The sequence below is a fragment of the Acutalibacter sp. JLR.KK004 genome (genome assembly GCF_036941085.1).
Classification (GTDB): Bacteria; Bacillota; Clostridia; order Oscillospirales; family Acutalibacteraceae; genus Acutalibacter.
The window spans coordinates 1,408,978-1,424,579 of sequence record NZ_JAYMNQ010000001.1; the positions used below are offsets into that span (position 1 = coordinate 1,408,978).

Below are 15,602 nucleotides of genomic sequence, written 5' to 3' on the forward strand. Positions count from 1 at the left end.
CAGGGCTTTACTTCCTGCGCCGGGTAGTGTATAATCGGGTGGAATGGATTTTGGGAGGAGGAGAAAACACATGGCGGTTTTTACAAAGGACAAGTCCTTTTATAAAACCCTGATTACCCTGGCAATCCCCATATCGCTGCAGAACCTTATCACCTTCGCGGTAAACTTTGCGGACAACCTGATGATAGGCTCCCTGGGGGACAACGCCGTTTCAGGGGTGTATGTGGGCAACCAGATGCAGACTGTGGTGCAGATGTTTATTGGAGGCGTGGAGGGGGCCATCCTCATCCTTGCCGCCCAGTATTGGGGAAAAAAAGACACAGGCAGCATCCGGAAGGTGGTGTCCATCGGGGTGAAGTTTGCCCTGGGGGTAGGCATCGTGGCATCCCTTATTGCGGTGCTGTTTCCTTCAGTGGTAATCGGCCTGTTCACCCAGGAGGCTGGGGTCATCCAGGAAGGGGCGGTCTATTTACAGATTGTAGGCTTTACATACCTGTTCTTCTGCATTTCCCAGGTGATGATCGCTTCCATGCGCAGCGTTGAGACGGCGAAAATCGGGCTGTATATCTCCATTATAGCCCTGGTGGTAAACGTGTCTTTAAACTATATCCTGATTTTCGGCAAGCTGGGCTTTCCCGCCATGGGGGTGCGGGGCGCGGCAGTTGCCACGCTGATTTCCCGCGTCCTGGAAATGTGCGTCAGCGCTGGGTATGTGTTCTTTATGGATAAGAAGCTACGGCTGGGCTTCCGGGATCTGCTCCGCACGGACAGGCAGCTATTAAAGGACTTTGTGCGCTATGGCCTGCCCATTATTGGCGGGCAGGTGGTGTGGTCTGTCAATATGCTGGCAAACACCAAGATATTGGGGTGCTATACTGCCGGCGTGATGGCGGCCGCCAGCATCACCGGCATGCTCCACAACCTGATTTACGTGTGGATGAACGGCCTTTCCTCCGCTGTGGGCATTATTACAGGAAAAACTGTGGGCGCGGGGCTGTATGAGAAGATGAAAGAATACGCCAAAACCGTACAGATGATTTTCCTGGGGGTGGGGCTTGTCTCCGGGGCGCTGGTGCTCCTGTTCCGGGACGGCTTCATCGGCCTATACGATGTGAGCGCCGAGGCCCAGGCTTATTCATACCAGTTTATCAATGTAATTGCCGTTACCATTATCGGCACCTGCTATCAGGCTGCCTGCCTGTTCGGCCTGGTGAAGTCCGGCGGGGACATCTCCTTTGTCTTTAAAAATGATACCATCTTTGTGTTCCTGGTGGTAATCCCCTCCGCCCTTATCGCCATGTGGATGGGGGCCGCGCCCTGGGTGGTGTTTGCCTGCCTGAAGTGCGATCAGATTTTGAAGTGCTTTGTGGCAGTGGTGAAGATAAACCGGTATAACTGGATGAAAAACCTGACGAGAGACAACAATAAAAAGGAAGAGCTGGCTGATGGAAGGGAATAGGAAGAATACACGGCGCTATGCGCTGCTGCTGGTGCTGGCAGCTTTTATTTGGGGAACGGCCTTTGTGGCCCAGAGCATGGGCATGGATTATATCGGGCCTTGCACCTTTAACGCCACCCGCAGCTTTATCGGAAGCGTGGCGCTGCTGCCGGTAATCTGGTTTTTCTCCCGGCGGCAGGGCAGGGGAGCGGAGAAAAGCGGGGAAAAGAAGAAGTTCTGGCTTTTGGATAAGGCGCTGCTCATAGGAGGCGCGGCTTGCGGCGTCATGCTTTCCGGGGGAAGCCTTTTGCAGCAGATGGGCCTGACCTCCACCTCTGCCGGAAAAGCGGGCTTCCTGACCTCTCTGTATATTGTCATTGTGCCTGTGCTGGGTGTGTTTCTGGGAAAACGGGCAGGCTTTAAGGTGTGGATCGGGGTAGTTCTGGCCCTTGCCGGCGCTTACCTTCTCAGCGGCGCCGCCACAGGCGAGGGCTTTTCCATCGCTCCGGGAGATTTGCTGGTACTCATCAGCGCCTTGTTTTTCTCCCTGCACATTCTGGTTATCGACCATTTCTCCCCCCGGGTGGACGGCATCATGCTTTCCTGCGTGCAGTTTTTTGTGGCAGGGGCGGTGTCCCTGGTGTTCGCCTTGATTTTTGAAAAGCCCGCCTTGGGAGATTTGCTCCCTGCCTGGGGGCCTCTGCTGTATACGGGGGTGCTTTCCAGCGGGGTGGCATACACGCTGCAAATTGTGGGGCAGCAGAATGTGCCCCCCACAGTAGCCTCCCTGCTGATGAGCTTGGAATCTGTATTTGCGGCGGTATCCGGTTGGATGGTGCTGGGCCAGCCCCTTTCCTTGCGGGAGCTTATGGGGTGCGCCCTGGTGTTCGGGGCCGTGGTGCTGGCACAACTGCCGGACAAGAAAACAGCAAAAGAAGCGGAAACATAGAGAACCCATATATGGGAAAGGAAGGTTATTTTATGCGGATAATCCATACAGACAGCTATGAGGAAATGAGCGCCCTTGCCGCTGGGCTGTTGGGGGCACAGGTGCTTTTAAAGCCGGACTGCGTGCTGGGGCTTGCCACGGGAAGCTCTCCCATCGGCACGTATGAAAGGCTGGCAGCGGAATATGAAAAAGGCCTGCTGGACTTCTCCCAGGTGCGCACTGTAAACCTGGACGAATACTGCGGGTTGGGGCCGGAGCACCCGCAAAGCTACCGGTATTTTATGAATACCCATCTCTTTCAAAAGGTCAATATAAAGCCGGAAAACACGTTCCTGCCTGATGGCTGCGCCGCTGACCTGGAAGCTGAGTGCCGCCGCTATGAAGAGCTGGCAGCCGGCATGCAGGTGGACATGCAGCTTTTGGGCATTGGGCACAACGGGCACATCGGGTTTAACGAGCCGCAGGAGGATTTCCCCTGCCAGGTGCATCCTGTCCAGCTTGCCCAAAGCACTATAGAAGCCAATTCCCGGCTTTTTGACAGGATAGAGGACGTACCCACCCAGGCGGTGACGATGGGTATTGGCACCATTATGAAGGCGAAAAAAATCCTGCTCATTGCAGGGCCGGACAAGGCGGAAATTATACAGAAGGCGCTGTTTGGCATGATAACGCCCCGGGTGCCTGCCTCGGTTCTGCAGCTTCATCCGGATGTAACTGTGATAACCAGCCGGAAATAGAAAAGCCAGCCTATTTTAAAGGGGGAGGAGGGTGCCTATGCAAAGCCCCAGAAGGGTGTTGTGGGAGACAGGCTTTCTGGTGTTCTGCCTGTTTTTAGGAGTAACGCTGCCTGCCCTGGTGCGTATGCGGACAGGGTGGGAGCCTGTGGTGCTGCCCATGCAGCTCTGCGTGCTTTTTTGCGGACTGCTGTGCGGCCCGGCTTACGGGCTGTCCTGCGGCGCGCTCTGCCCTGTTTTTTCCAACATGATTTTCGGGGCGCCCTCTCTTTCTGCCCTTCCGGTATCTCTGTGCCTTTGCGCCCTTTATGGCTTTCTGGCAGGGTTGCTGGTGTGCCTGCTGCGCAGCGGCTGGGGCTGGATAAATGTGTACGCCGCCCTTATTGGCGCCATTCTGCTGGGGCGCGGGATAGAGGGGCTTTTGCATGCGTTCCTCCTCAGGCCGGGAGCCTATTCCTGGTGGATCTGGGCACAGGAAAGCTTTGTAATTCCCTTGCCAGGCCTTATCATCCAGTTGGCCGTACTGCCCGTGGCAGTGCTGGCTCTGTGGAAGCTGCACCCTGTTTTGGGGCCTTACGGAGAGCATTGAAGGAATCGCCTGACAGGCAGGCGTAAAGAACTATAGAATATGTAGATGAACAAAAGAGCTGCAAAGGAAACTTTGCGGCTTTTTGTGTGATAGGAGCTGCTGTGTAAAGCAGATGTAAAAATTGTTGCAGACAAACAGATGAACTATCCTCTCCGTTTCTCTCCAGCACCGCCTTGGTTCTGTATACACAGGGTTCATTGCCGTCTTAGTTCTTAGGGATCAAGCTGTTTCTAGCGGTTGCAGAGCAGGCGAATTTATGATATACTATCAATAAAATCAGTAAAAACTATGCCATTTATATAGAAAATCTGTTTTCAGGAGGCTGCTGTGAACAAGAAATCTGCGAAGCTCAAAGAAAAATTCACCTTTAAAACTTTCTTTTTCCTCACCCTGGCAGGCATTATCAATGCCACCGGGGTAACCATGTTCCTGGCCCCTGTCAAGCTCTATGACAGCGGCATCTCCGGCACCTCCATTCTCCTTTCTCAAATTACGCCGGACTACCTCTCCTTGTCTTTCTTCCTGCTGCTGCTCAATGTCCCCCTGTTTTTGTACGGCTATAAAAAACAGGGCGCTTATTTTACTGTCTGTGCCATCTATACAGTAGGGATCTATTCCCTGGCGGCCTGGCTGATTACCGACGTGCTGCCTGTAGATGTAAGCATTGCCTCTCCCTTGGCGGGGGAGGATCTGTTGCTATGTGCCATTTTTGGCGGGCTGATTTCCGGTGTAGGCAGCGGCCTCGCCATCCGCAGTGGGGGGGCTATGGACGGCATAGAGGTGATGGCGGTCATCTTTGCCAAACGCCTGGGGCTGACAGTAGGTACCTTTGTAATGATATATAACCTACTTTTGTATGTCATTTGCGGCATCCTTCTGCAAAGCTGGATCCTGCCCCTGTATTCCATTGTGGCATATGCCGCCGCCCTGAAAACAGTGGACTTCCTGGTGGAAGGCATAGACCGCTCCAAAGCTGCCATGATTGTCACCTCCAAGCCTGAGGAGGTGGGGGCTTCTCTTTCTGAGGAGTTTAAATGCGGACTGACCATCCTGGACGCCAAAGGCTATTTCTCCCAGTCCGCTAAAAGCGTGGTGTACATCGTTCTGAACCGTTTCCAGATCACCCGCATGAAGAACATTGTCCATGCGGAAGATCCCACTGCTTACATATCCATTTCGGAGGTGGCGGACGTGCTCAGAGGGGAACCGTAAGGAAATTCCTTACAATTCTCTTAAAATGGCAGGGCTGGCCTGCCGACAGGGTTTTGTCGCCTTGACACCATGCAGGGCCGGTGCTATACTAAAAGTGTAATATTTTTTAACTAGGCGAAGAAGGGAAGGGATTATTTATGAACATAAACGCTGTGCAGGCTGGTATCCAGGCACAGGGGATACAGGGAACAGCCCCTGTTAAGCAGGCCCCCGCTGCGGAACAGGCCCAGCCGGAAATTAAACAGCCTGCTTCCGCTTTTGACGAATACATACCAGAGGATAAGGAGGCCCACGCTCCCATTGGCTTGTACCGGGTGGTGCAAGAAGATGGTGTGCCTAAGGTGGAGTTTGACGATCCGGAGAAATCTATCCCGGAGGCTCCTGCAAAAGAGAAGGAAGAATCCAATGTCACCACGATGGACACCGGGAAGGTGGACAGGGAGATAAAAGCTTTGAAGGAGAAGCAGGAGAAGCTTTCCCAGCAGGTGGAACGGGAGCAGGATCCTCAGCGAAGGGAAGCGCAGGAAAGGCAGTTGGCCCAGATTGAACAGGAGCTGGCGCAGAAGGATAACGATACGTATCGGAAGAATCATGCGGTAATTTCCTGATGGAGGGAAATCTTTTCATAGTAATACAAAAAGGCGGCAGGGAAGCAGTCCCCGCCGTCTTTTTGCATTACTATAAATCATTTTCAGGCTATTGTCTTTTTCAAAGCTGGTAAGAAATTTGTAAGTATTTTATTGCCTTATATACCTTGACAGGCGAGGTATATAAGGCGTATAATCTACCTGTAAACGGGGCACAGCCTTTGGGGCGCGCCCTGGAAAACCAGAACAAAGGAGGGGGCGCTTTGTCCATTGCGTCAGATGTTATCCGCGGGCATACGGATACGATTATTCTGGCCCAGTTGATGCAGGAAGACAGCTATGGGTATAAAATCAACCGGGCCATTGTAGAAAAGACAGAGGGTCTGTTCGAGCTAAAGGAAGCCACCTTGTATACGGCCTTCCGGCGGCTGGAGCAGTTAGGGTGTATCACCTCTTATTGGGGAGATGAGAACACCGGCGCGCGCAGGCGGTATTATTCCATCACCCCGTATGGGGTAGAGCAGTATACCCGCATGGCGGCAGAGTGGGAGCAGTCAGCCCGGCTTTTGCAGCGGCTGATTTATCCGGAAACTGAGATGAAAAAGTGAGAAAGGACGCGATTGTATGGAATACCGTTTAAGGGCCTATGTGGATGAGCTTTTTCAAAGCGCACCCCGCACCCAGCGGGCCTATGAGTTGAAAGTGGAGCTGACCCAGAACCTTTTGGATAAATATTTTGCCCTTTTAAGCGAGGGCAAAAGCGAAGATGATGCCTATAACCTTACGGTTATGAGCATTGGCGATGTGCGGGAGCTTTTTGCCGGGCTTTCCGAGGATGAGGATGTTCCGCCGCCTATGGCCCAGCCCGCTATGCCGGAGGAAGGCCGGGCCCGCCATGCTGCTGTGGTTACCATAGCTGTAATGCTGTACATTTTGAGCGTGGTGCCTGTCATCGTGATTTCCAGCCTGTTTGGCGGCTATGGGGAAGGCTGGCCGGTGCTGGGCGTTGCGCTGATGTTTGTGATGATAGCCGCCGCCACAGGCCTGCTGATTTATGATCACATGACAAAGCCCAAAAACCAGCCTTATGTCATGCCGGGCACTGTGGTGGAAGAATTTAAAGAGTGGCAGGCAGGCAAGTCCCAGAAAAAGCAGATGATGAAATCCATCCGTTCGGCATACTGGCCCCTGGTGCTGGCCCTGTATTTCCTCCTGAGCTTTGGCACAGGCAAGTGGTACATCACCTGGATTATTTTCTTAATTGCCCCGGCAGTGGACAGCATTATCAGCGCGGTGCTGACCCTCCAGGACAAAAATGTGCGGTAGGCCGGAAAGGGGAGACTTATATGAAAAAGAAGCGCGCGATTTTTACTATTGTAGCCGGTTCCATCGCAGTTGTGTTCCTTTCTGGCATTCTATTGGTAGGCCTTAGCAGCAACGGCTTTGGGCTTATGGCCGCACAGGCCAGCTCAGATGAACATTCCTATGGCTACGACAATGTAATAACCCTGGATCCGGAGGAAAACGTTGTCGCCCAGTTGGAAATAAACTGGGAAGCAGGCCCGGTAGAGGTGAAGGCCGTCCCGGCAGGCAAAATCCGCATCACAGAAAGCAGCGGCCACAAGCTGGAGGAGTCAGAGCAGATGCAGGTGAGGATAAACGGGAATAAACTGGAAATTTCCTGGGATCACAGCCGTTTCAAGTTGTTTTCCCTGAATTTCTTTGGTATGAACAGCAAATCCCTGGTTGTAGAGCTTCCCCAAGAGGTGGCCTCCCAGCTTACAGAGATAGACTGCTCAAACATTTCCGGAGACATGGATATCTCCGGCCTTACCGGCACAGAAGGGGAATTCTCCTCTGTCTCCGGCGCGCTGCGTCTTAGCAAGCTGGCCTTTAGCGAGGACTGCGGACTCAGCACCACCAGCGGCGACATTATCCTGAAGGACTTTTCTTCTGAAAACCTGGATGCCAGCACTACCAGCGGCATGCTGCGCTTTGCGGATACTATAGCAGAGGAAATGCACTGCCATTCTGTGTCTGGTGAAATTGATGTGGAGGGCGCCGCTCAAAAATTCGATTCCTCCAGCGTCTCCGGTTCCAGCCGGGCTGCTCTCTCTGCCTGCCCGGAAGAGGTGAAAATGGAGTCTGTCTCCGGGGCCATCATAGTGGAGCTTCCGTCAAACGCCAGCTTTACTGTAGAGCATGACACTGTCTCCGGCTCCTTCTCCTCCGACTTCCCTTCCACAGACGGGAAAGGCGGGAAACGCGTATGCGGCACTGGAAAGCCCAGCGGTGAATTGTCCTTTTCCACCACCTCAGGAAACATGCAGGTTCTGAAAGCCTCCGCCGCAGGCTGACTTTACGGTATATTTTATGCAGATAAAAGAGGCGCCTGTCCAGGACTCAGGACAGGCGCTTTTGGCGTTCAAGGACGATACTCAGGATTTCAAAGATGAGTGGTTCTCAATATCCCGCACCAAAGGCTGGATTTGGGAAATCATGTTGTCCATGTCCTCAAACATGGCGCTTTTCGTGGTGCCCAGGTTGCTGGCATTGTTAATATGCTTCTGAACATCCTGGTATAAGTCCTTAATCCGGTCAAAGAACCGGCAGATAATCTGCAGCTCTGCCTGGGAGGATTCAATGACATCAGAAATTTCCGACTGGACAGCAGAAGCGCCGTCAGCGGCGGAGGTGATGGTTTGAAAGCTTTCGTCTGTTTGGGAAACGATGCCCACGCCTAAGCCCAGTGTTTCCTGGGAAGAGGAAATGCGGCCGCTCAACTCGTTTGCCCGCTGCTCTACCTCGCTTACGCCATCGCTCACTTCCCCTGCCAGGGCCTTGATTTCCCCGGCAAGCTCCTTCACCTGGGCGGCCACCACAGAAAAGCCCCGGCCTGCCGCCCCCACCCGGGCGGCCTCAATAGAGGCGTTGAGGGCCAGAATGTTGGTTTCATCGGCAATGGACACAATTTTGCCCATGCACTGCTGTATGCCATTTACAGCGGCCTGCAGTTGGGAGAAGGTGCCAGCCATCTCCTCATAGGAGGCCTGCACCGCTGCGGAGATTTTTCCCAGTTCCACCATCTGGGCCTGGGCGCCGGTCACGCTTTCCGCAATGTCTCCCCGTACCTGCCCGAATTGCCCTGCCGCTTCGTCAATATTGGAAAAGGAATCTCCCAAATCAGAAAGCTTGTTCTGGAACAAATCAGCCTCCCGCATGACGCCGGAGAAGGAGGAACTTACCAGGCTCAGCTCCTGGAGAGCGGCAACCTCCTTCTGTACCAATTCCTGCCGGCAGCCTTTCAGGCTGCCGGCGATGTGCAGCATGGGATAAAGGCTTCTTTCCTCCTGGGCCTGTTTTTCCTGTTTCTTAAAAAAGAACCCCATGGCTTCCCCCTCCTTTATTCAAAGACCACGCAGGTCATGGACTGGTTTACAAAACGGTTGTTATAATGCTCCCCATAGCCCACAAGGCCTGCGTGGCACCCCAACGCGGCCATATCCTGCAAATAGGCCTGCATGTAGTTGTGCTGGGAGAAAAGCTTGTAGCGGAACAGGCAGTTTACAGAAAAAATAGCCGACCGCCGGGGGAAGTCCGCGCAAATCCGCTGGATAGTCTCCTGGGTGATGGCCTTATAATCCCCCAGCTCCAGCAAAATCAGCACGTCTGAATCGTTGACCTGCCGGAAGCAGGCCAGAGCGTTGCCGTGTACCTCCTTGATGGAGATAATGCAGGTGTCATTTCCATTCAGCTTGCCAAAAGGATTCTGGAAGGTGCGGGTAAGGATTTCCTCGTCCGTAACGTGGAGGATGTCTTTGTAGACCTGCTTGGCGGGCTTGCCGTTTAAGGAACCCAGTATGTAGTTGGCCCTGTCTGTGTTGGAGGCAATAAAGCGGTAATTCCCCAATTGATGGTAGATGTTTTCCTTGTAGGTTTTCACCCGCCCGTTTTCGTTGCGCACCAGCCCATAGGCCACCGCGTCCTGGTATACCCGCCCGTTGGCAGACACTTTGCCCTGATCGCCTGTGCCGCCCACCAAGGGGATGCTGCGCTTGCCCAGGGATGTGTTGATAGTAGTCAGCACGCAGGCGTCATTGCCGCTGCAAAAATCTATGCACACTGTGTTTTCCCCGGAACCGCCTACCGCCTTCATGTCCGCTTCCAAACGCTGGATATGCTTGACGGGCATGGTGGAAACCTGCTCCAGCACGTTGGCGGCGGCGCGCACGCCATTGGAAAAAGCAATAATGCCCACGCCCTTTTCCACCACCTGCGTCTGGTAGCTCATCCCCACGCACCCGATGCTGGGTACCCCAGGGAACCTTTTCTCCAATTCTTCCACGTGCTTTTCAAACTGGCCGTCATTAGAAAATAGCATGATAAACTGCGGGGCATGGAGGCCGCGGAGTGCCTCATCCAAATTCCCGCGCTGGCTCATACCGAAAAACTGTTTCACGCTGCTGTCGCCCTCCCATGAATTGGTAGTTTCATTTCTTTATAAATTATACGTGAAAATCCAGGAGGTGTCAACCTTTTATAGCATCAGGAGGCAAAGGCGGGGGCAAATCCTGCCCGCTTTCCGCGTGCGTATGCGTTTTAGCCATGCTCTTGAAGAAAACAGCCCTTGCACTTTTAGGGGATTGGGTGTATACTTCCTGTATTATGGAAAAAACTGAGAGGATGAAGCATATGCCATTTTTAGATGTCCGCACAAGCTGCCCTGTAAGCAGCGAGCAGGAAACCCTGTTAAAAGCAGAGCTTGGCAAAGCCATTTCCCTGATTCCCGGCAAAAGCGAAAGCAGCCTGATGGCGCAGTTTACAGACAACTGCCGCCTGTGGATGGGAGGGGAGCAGGACGGCCCCATTGCCTTTGTGAACGTGATGATCTACGGCACCGCCGCCCAGGAGGCCTGCGAGCGCTTTCAGGCCGCGGTAATCCCTCTGCTGGAGCGGGAGCTGGGCGCAAAGCACGTATACCTGAAATTTGAGGAAGTGTCCCGCTGGTTCTGGAACTGACCGCCTAAAAAGATATGCTGGCAAAAGGAAAGGAATGGTCAAGCTATGAGTAAGAAAGCAGCCGTAATTATGGGAAGCGACAGCGATTTCCCTGTGTTGGAGCCATGTATCAGGCGCCTGAAGGCCCTGGGGGTAGAGACGGAGGTGCATGTCATGTCCGCCCACCGCACGCCGGCGGCAGCAGGGGCTTTTGCCGCCAGCGCCCGGGATGAGGGCTTTGGCGTGGTGATTGCCGCGGCAGGAAAGGCCGCCCATCTGGCGGGGGTGCTTGCCGCCCACACCACCCTGCCCGTCATCGGCATTCCGGTGAAGTCCTCTACTCTGGACGGCCTGGACGCCCTTCTGGCCACTGTCCAGATGCCCGCGGGCATCCCTGTGGCCACAGTAGCCATTGACGGCGGGGAAAACGCCGCCATCCTGGCGGCCCAGATGCTGGCCCTGTCCGATGAGGCGCTGGCAGAAAAGCTCTCCCAGATGAAGCGGGACTTGGAAGCGGGCGTTATGAAAAAGGACGCGGCTCTCCAGGAGAAGGTGGCGGCGCTGTAAGGCTTTGGGGCGCTGCCCAAGGCCGCAATGCGGAGATAAAGAAAGGAAAACAATATGAAAAAAACAATGATGCGCAAGTACGCGCAGTTGACAGTAAAAACCGGCGTAAATATCAAGAAGGGCCAGGGTGCTGTGATTTTCGCCCAGGTGGAGCAGCATGAGTTTGCCGAAATGGTGGCTGAGGAGGCTTACCGGGCCGGGGCTAAGTGGGTACACATGCAGTGGCAGGATCAGGATTTCAACAAGCTCCAGTTCCGCCATGAAAGCGTCACCCAGCGCTCCCGGGTAGAGGAGTGGGAGAAAGCCCAGCAGCAGTTCATTGTGGACGAGCTGCCGGTGCGTATCTCTATCGTGTCCGCCGATCCTGACGGCCTCAAGGGCATAAATGTGGACAAAATGCAGAAGATAAACGCCGCCCGGGGCAAAGTGCTCAAGCCCTACCGGGATGCCATTGAGAACAAGCACCAGTGGACTATCGTGGCGGTGCCCTCTAAAAAGTGGGCCAAGAAGGTGTTCCCTGGAGAGCGCACCAGCACAGCGGTGGAAAAGCTGTGGGAGGTCATTTTGAAAACGGTGCGCGTCACCGAGGACAACGATCCCCAGGCAGAGTGGGACAAGCACAACCGTACCATTATCGAGAAGTGCGAAAAGCTCACGGCTTATGATTTCGACTACCTCCACTATGAAAGCCAGAATGGCACAGACTTTAAGTGCTGGCTCATCCCTGGCGGCAAGTGGAACGGCGGCGGGGAAACCCTTATCGACGGCACCTTCTTCAACCCCAATATGCCCACTGAGGAGGCTTTCACTTCTCCTTTAAAGGGCAAGTGCGAGGGCACCCTGGTTGCCACCCTGCCCCTTTCCTATCAGGGGAACCTGATTGATAAGTTCTCTATCACCTTTAAAGACGGCAAAGCCGTTTCCTGTAAGGCTGAGCAGGGCCAGGCGCTGCTGGAAAAGATGATCGCCATGGACGAGGGCGCTTCCATGCTGGGAGAACTGGCCCTGGTGCCGGATGATTCCCCTATCTCCAATTCCGGCATCCTGTTTTATAACACCCTCTTTGACGAGAACGCAGCCTGCCATGTGGCTTTGGGCATGGGCTTTAATGACACCATTCCCGGCTTTGCCGGGATGTCCAAGGAAGAGATCCAGGCAAAAGGCATTAACGATTCTATTATCCATGTGGACTTTATGGTTGGCAGCAAGGAGTTGAATGTCACCGGATACACCCGGGACGGCAAGGCTGTGCCGGTTCTTAGGAACGGCAACTGGGCCATTTAAGCAGAAACAGGAAAAATGATATAGACGGGGGCCTGCGGGGAAGAATTTTTTCCGCGCAGGCCCTTTTTGTATCTATGGATGGCCCCCATAACATCCATCCTTTTCTCCGCCTTTTGGCATTTTTTCTTGCTATTTCTTCCCCGCAGTGATAAAATAGGCAAGAGCGCCTGCCAGCCTCCCCGTGCGGGAAGAAAAGAGGGGAGAGGGGACCCGGGTTTCGTAAGGCTCCGGATGTGCCCGTAAGCCGGCAGGCAAAACAACTGCGGGCAGGGAAAAGCCCCTGCAATGAAAACGGGAGGGCAGAAAAATGAGCATGTTTTCTAAAATCAACAGCTTTTTATTTCCCTGTGCCGGGGAGTATGAAAAGCTGGGCGCGAAGAAGGCCATTGCCTTAGGCTTTCAGCACGCTTTCGCTATGAGCTGCGCCACAATCCTGGTGCCGCTTCTCACCGGGCTGGACGTGGGGGTGGCCCTGTTCTGCGCAGGCGTTGGCACCCTGATTTTCCATCTCTGTACAGGCGGGCGTATGCCCACCTTCCTGGGCAGCTCCTTTGCCTTTATCTCCGCCATCTGCGGCGTGGTCGGCAATTCTGCCTTTGGCGCCACCAAGGATGAGCAGATAGCGGCGGCAATGGGCGGCATAATCGTTTCCGGCATTTTCTATTTGCTGTTGTCCCTGGTGATCCGCATTTTTGGCAAAGGGCTTATTGACACCCTTTTCCCGCCTGTTGTGCGGGGCGTGGGCATCACCCTCATCGGCCTGAACCTTGCCTCCACCGCCATTTCCAACATCCAGACCCAATATGGCCCTGACGGCGCCGCCATGTCCCCCTTTACAGAGGGCTATCATATGCCCACTTATGTATGGGCTTGGGTAATCGCTGCGGTGGTGTGCCTGCTGGCTGTGTTCCTGTCAAGCTGCGGCAGGGGGATGGTAAAGATGTCCTCCATTGTGATAGCTTTAGTCAGCGGTTATGTGCTCACCCTCATCCTCACCAAAACCGGCATTGCCCCGGCTTCCCTGATGGATACCAGCGTCATCGCAGGCTATGGTTGGCTGCAGGCCCCTCATTTCGTGCTTCCCGTCTTTAACATCACTGCCATTGGCATGATTGCGCCCATTGCCATTGTCACCTGCGTGGAGCATGTGGGGGACGTATACGCAAACGGCGCGGTGGTAGGCAAGAAGTTCACAGAAAAGCCCGGCCTGCACCGCACCATGCTGGGGGACGGCCTGGCTACGGTATTTGCCGGCTTTGTAGGCGGCCCTCCCAACACTACCTACAGCGAAAACACCGCTGTACTGGCTGCTACCGGGAATTATAACCCTGCCTCCCTGCGTATAGCGGCGCTTGTCGCCATAGCGGTCAGCTTCTTTGGCAAGGGCATCGGCGTTATCCAGTCTGTGCCTAACTGTGTGCTGGGCGGAGCCTGCATTGTGCTTTACGGCATGATAGCCTCTGTGGGCCTGCGCACCCTGGTGGAAAACCATGTGGACTTCACCAAGAACCGCAACCTGTGCATTGCCGCCGTTATGCTGGTGCTGGCAATCGGCGGGGCTGTCATTGGCAATGCCACCTTCAGCTTCTCCAACATCGGCCTGGGCATTATTGTAGGCATTATCCTGAACCTGGTTATCCCCAACCGGGAGGCCACAGGCAAGGGCATGGTGTCCCATGTGGTAAAAAGCGAAGAAGTGCTCCCCGAGCGGGGAGACGCAGACAGGTAAGCGCCCCGCGGGTTTCCGGCGGCAGGCAGCGCCTGTTTTTACGAAAGAACAAGCGGAAAGGAGAAAGAAATGGGATTTTTTGAAAGCAAAAAGCGGCTGCTGGTGCTGTTCTGCTCCCCCAACGGGCATGGCCACACCAGGATGCTGCTGGACAGCTTCCTGGAAGGGTTCAAAGGGAAGAAGGAATGGGAAATCAAGGAGATAGATGTGTACGATCTGCATCCAAACCCCTGCATAGCCTGCGGGGCCTGCGCCAAAAAGGAAGGATGCAAATTTTCCGATTTGGACGGCTTTGACAAGGAACTGCGGAAAAGCGACCTGCTGGTAGTGGCGTCGCCTGTATACAACGCTTCCTTTCCCGCGCCTATGAAGGCCCTGCTGGACAGAACCCAGCGGTATTTTGAAGCCCGGTTCTCCTTAAACAAAAAGCCGCCCATTAAAAAGCGCCGGGAAGCTGTGCTGCTCCTTTCCATGGGCAGCGAGGAGGATTTCGGGGTAGAGGTGACCACTTACCAGCTTAAGCGATCCTTCAGTGTGATGAACACCCAGCTTACGGGCTGCGTGGTGTGGGATGCCACTGACCTGGGGCGGGAGAAACAGGTGCAGGCCCAGAAAAAAGCGGGAAGCCTTGGTCTTGAAATCCTTTCCCGCTTATGATATGATTATAAGCGGCAAATTTTAAGCGCCAGCTTATTTTATACTAATAAGGAAGAGGGTACAGCATGTCTGGACATTCAAAATGGAACAACATTAAACGGAAGAAGGAAAAGGCCGACGGGGCAAAGGCTAAAATCTTTACGAAGATTGGGCGCGAGCTGACTGTTGCCGTAAAGGAAGGGGGCAGCGCGGATCCGGCCGCAAACTCCCGCCTGCGGGACTGTATCGCCAAGGCAAAGGCCGCAAACGTCCCCAATGACAATATTGAGCGCATTATCAAAAAGGCCGCCGGAGACGGTAATGCCGACAACTATGAAGATGTAACCTATGAGGGCTATGGCCCCTGCGGCGTGGCTGTCATTGTAGAGGCCCTCACCGATAACCGGAACCGCACTGCTGCCGATGTGCGCCATGCCTTTGACAAATATGGCGGGAACCTGGGCACCACCGGCTGCGTGTCCTTTATGTTCAACAAGAAAGGCGTTATCGTGATTGAGCGGGAGGGCCTGGACGAGGATACCGTTATGACAGACGCACTGGAGGCTGGCGCTTCTGATTTTGCCGCCGATGAGGATGTGTTTGAGATTTCCACCGAGCCTGCCGATTTCAGCGGCGTGCGGGAAGACCTGGAAAAGAAAGGCTATGCATTTGTCTCCGCCGAGATGGAAATGGTGCCCGATACTTACACCGCCATTGCGGATCCGGAGGTAGTTGTCAAAATGCAGAAGATGCTGGATCTGCTGGAGGACAACGACGACGTGCAGAACGTCTGGCACAACTGGGATGCCCCGGAGGATGAGGACGACGAGTGAGACAGGCAAAAAGCGCCGGGACAGCCTCCCGGCGCTTTTATAGTAA

General features: G+C 54.3%; 17 protein-coding genes. 15 read left to right on the forward strand and 2 right to left on the reverse strand.

The window, feature by feature from the left end; all coding sequences use genetic code 11:
* Window positions 1–70: 70 nt before the first annotated feature.
* The 9 genes from VSQ30_RS07795 to VSQ30_RS07835 all read left to right on the forward strand — a co-directional run bounded on the left by VSQ30_RS07795 (window position 71) and on the right by VSQ30_RS07835 (window position 7,866).
* The gene (locus VSQ30_RS07795; RefSeq protein WP_334463198.1) at window positions 71–1,459 is read left to right on the forward strand and encodes an MATE family efflux transporter; all 1,389 of its coding nucleotides are present in this window, start codon (window positions 71–73) and stop codon (window positions 1,457–1,459) included.
* The gene (locus VSQ30_RS07800) at window positions 1,446–2,387 is read left to right on the forward strand and encodes a DMT family transporter (protein WP_334463200.1); all 942 of its coding nucleotides are present in this window, start codon (window positions 1,446–1,448) and stop codon (window positions 2,385–2,387) included. The genes VSQ30_RS07795 and VSQ30_RS07800 overlap by 14 nt, the downstream gene beginning before the upstream one ends.
* Window positions 2,388–2,419: 32 nt before the next feature.
* Window positions 2,420–3,124: a glucosamine-6-phosphate deaminase gene (nagB, locus tag VSQ30_RS07805; RefSeq protein ID WP_160641445.1), complete on the forward strand. Its 705-nt coding sequence runs from the start codon at window positions 2,420–2,422 to the stop codon at window positions 3,122–3,124.
* Window positions 3,125–3,161: 37 nt separating this feature from the next.
* On the forward strand, window positions 3,162–3,710 hold the full coding sequence (locus VSQ30_RS07810; RefSeq protein WP_334463202.1) for an ECF transporter S component: 549 nt from the start codon (window positions 3,162–3,164) through the stop codon (window positions 3,708–3,710).
* Between the two features lie 327 nt (window positions 3,711–4,037).
* On the forward strand, window positions 4,038–4,922 hold the full coding sequence (locus VSQ30_RS07815) for a YitT family protein (RefSeq protein ID WP_334463204.1): 885 nt from the start codon (window positions 4,038–4,040) through the stop codon (window positions 4,920–4,922).
* 137 nt (window positions 4,923–5,059) lie between these two features.
* Window positions 5,060–5,530: a hypothetical protein gene (locus tag VSQ30_RS07820; protein WP_334463206.1), complete on the forward strand. Its 471-nt coding sequence runs from the start codon at window positions 5,060–5,062 to the stop codon at window positions 5,528–5,530.
* Window positions 5,531–5,772: 242 nt separating this feature from the next.
* Entirely contained in the window at window positions 5,773–6,117 is a 345-nt protein-coding gene (locus VSQ30_RS07825; RefSeq protein ID WP_160641481.1) for a PadR family transcriptional regulator, read from the forward strand.
* 16 nt (window positions 6,118–6,133) lie between these two features.
* Window positions 6,134–6,835 carry a permease prefix domain 1-containing protein gene (locus VSQ30_RS07830; protein ID WP_160641442.1) on the forward strand — a complete coding sequence of 234 codons (702 nt, stop codon included), beginning with the start codon at window positions 6,134–6,136 and terminating at the stop codon, window positions 6,833–6,835.
* A 20-nt stretch (window positions 6,836–6,855) separates the two neighbouring features.
* Window positions 6,856–7,866 (forward strand): DUF4097 family beta strand repeat-containing protein, encoded by a 1,011-nt coding sequence (locus VSQ30_RS07835; protein ID WP_334463210.1) that lies wholly within the window; start codon window positions 6,856–6,858, stop codon window positions 7,864–7,866.
* An 81-nt stretch (window positions 7,867–7,947) separates the two neighbouring features.
* Here the strand turns inward: VSQ30_RS07835 and VSQ30_RS07840 are convergent, their stop codons facing one another.
* Together VSQ30_RS07840 and VSQ30_RS07845 are read right to left on the reverse strand one after the other, a co-directional pair.
* A complete protein-coding gene (locus VSQ30_RS07840) occupies window positions 7,948–8,898 on the reverse strand; it encodes a methyl-accepting chemotaxis protein (RefSeq protein WP_334463212.1) in 951 nt (316 codons plus the stop codon).
* A gap of 14 nt (window positions 8,899–8,912) precedes the next feature.
* Entirely contained in the window at window positions 8,913–9,968 is a 1,056-nt protein-coding gene (locus VSQ30_RS07845; RefSeq protein ID WP_160641439.1) for an FIST signal transduction protein, read from the reverse strand.
* A 233-nt stretch (window positions 9,969–10,201) separates the two neighbouring features.
* On the opposite strand from VSQ30_RS07845, the gene VSQ30_RS07850 reads away from it, so the two are divergent.
* The 6 genes from VSQ30_RS07850 (at window position 10,202) to VSQ30_RS07875 (ending at window position 15,556) form a co-directional block, all read left to right on the forward strand.
* Entirely contained in the window at window positions 10,202–10,528 is a 327-nt protein-coding gene (locus VSQ30_RS07850) for a phenylpyruvate tautomerase MIF-related protein (RefSeq protein ID WP_160641438.1), read from the forward strand.
* 45 nt (window positions 10,529–10,573) lie between these two features.
* Window positions 10,574–11,074, forward strand: coding sequence for a 5-(carboxyamino)imidazole ribonucleotide mutase (gene purE, locus VSQ30_RS07855; RefSeq protein WP_160641437.1), 501 nt, complete (start codon window positions 10,574–10,576; stop codon window positions 11,072–11,074).
* Between the two features lie 54 nt (window positions 11,075–11,128).
* Entirely contained in the window at window positions 11,129–12,358 is a 1,230-nt protein-coding gene (locus VSQ30_RS07860; RefSeq protein WP_160641436.1) for an aminopeptidase, read from the forward strand.
* 307 nt (window positions 12,359–12,665) lie between these two features.
* Window positions 12,666–14,087 carry a uracil-xanthine permease family protein gene (locus VSQ30_RS07865; RefSeq protein WP_201751166.1) on the forward strand — a complete coding sequence of 474 codons (1,422 nt, stop codon included), beginning with the start codon at window positions 12,666–12,668 and terminating at the stop codon, window positions 14,085–14,087.
* 69 nt (window positions 14,088–14,156) lie between these two features.
* The gene (locus VSQ30_RS07870) at window positions 14,157–14,744 is read left to right on the forward strand and encodes a flavodoxin family protein (protein ID WP_160641435.1); all 588 of its coding nucleotides are present in this window, start codon (window positions 14,157–14,159) and stop codon (window positions 14,742–14,744) included.
* A 65-nt stretch (window positions 14,745–14,809) separates the two neighbouring features.
* Window positions 14,810–15,556: a YebC/PmpR family DNA-binding transcriptional regulator gene (locus VSQ30_RS07875; protein ID WP_334463215.1), complete on the forward strand. Its 747-nt coding sequence runs from the start codon at window positions 14,810–14,812 to the stop codon at window positions 15,554–15,556.
* Window positions 15,557–15,602: the final 46 nt, after the last annotated feature.

Coding starts and splice junctions, on each gene's coding strand:
- VSQ30_RS07795 (WP_334463198.1), top strand. CDS start 71: ATGGCGGTTTTTACAAAGGACAAGTCCTTTTATAAAACCCTGATTACC.
- VSQ30_RS07800 (WP_334463200.1), top strand. CDS start 1,446: ATGGAAGGGAATAGGAAGAATACACGGCGCTATGCGCTGCTGCTGGTG.
- nagB (WP_160641445.1), top strand. CDS start 2,420: ATGCGGATAATCCATACAGACAGCTATGAGGAAATGAGCGCCCTTGCC.
- VSQ30_RS07810 (WP_334463202.1), top strand. CDS start 3,162: ATGCAAAGCCCCAGAAGGGTGTTGTGGGAGACAGGCTTTCTGGTGTTC.
- VSQ30_RS07820 (WP_334463206.1), top strand. CDS start 5,060: ATGAACATAAACGCTGTGCAGGCTGGTATCCAGGCACAGGGGATACAG.
- VSQ30_RS07830 (WP_160641442.1), top strand. CDS start 6,134: ATGGAATACCGTTTAAGGGCCTATGTGGATGAGCTTTTTCAAAGCGCA.
- VSQ30_RS07835 (WP_334463210.1), top strand. CDS start 6,856: ATGAAAAAGAAGCGCGCGATTTTTACTATTGTAGCCGGTTCCATCGCA.
- VSQ30_RS07840 (WP_334463212.1), bottom strand. CDS start 8,898: ATGGGGTTCTTTTTTAAGAAACAGGAAAAACAGGCCCAGGAGGAAAGA.
- VSQ30_RS07850 (WP_160641438.1), top strand. CDS start 10,202: ATGCCATTTTTAGATGTCCGCACAAGCTGCCCTGTAAGCAGCGAGCAG.
- purE (WP_160641437.1), top strand. CDS start 10,574: ATGAGTAAGAAAGCAGCCGTAATTATGGGAAGCGACAGCGATTTCCCT.
- VSQ30_RS07860 (WP_160641436.1), top strand. CDS start 11,129: ATGAAAAAAACAATGATGCGCAAGTACGCGCAGTTGACAGTAAAAACC.
- VSQ30_RS07865 (WP_201751166.1), top strand. CDS start 12,666: ATGAGCATGTTTTCTAAAATCAACAGCTTTTTATTTCCCTGTGCCGGG.
- VSQ30_RS07870 (WP_160641435.1), top strand. CDS start 14,157: ATGGGATTTTTTGAAAGCAAAAAGCGGCTGCTGGTGCTGTTCTGCTCC.
- VSQ30_RS07875 (WP_334463215.1), top strand. CDS start 14,810: ATGTCTGGACATTCAAAATGGAACAACATTAAACGGAAGAAGGAAAAG.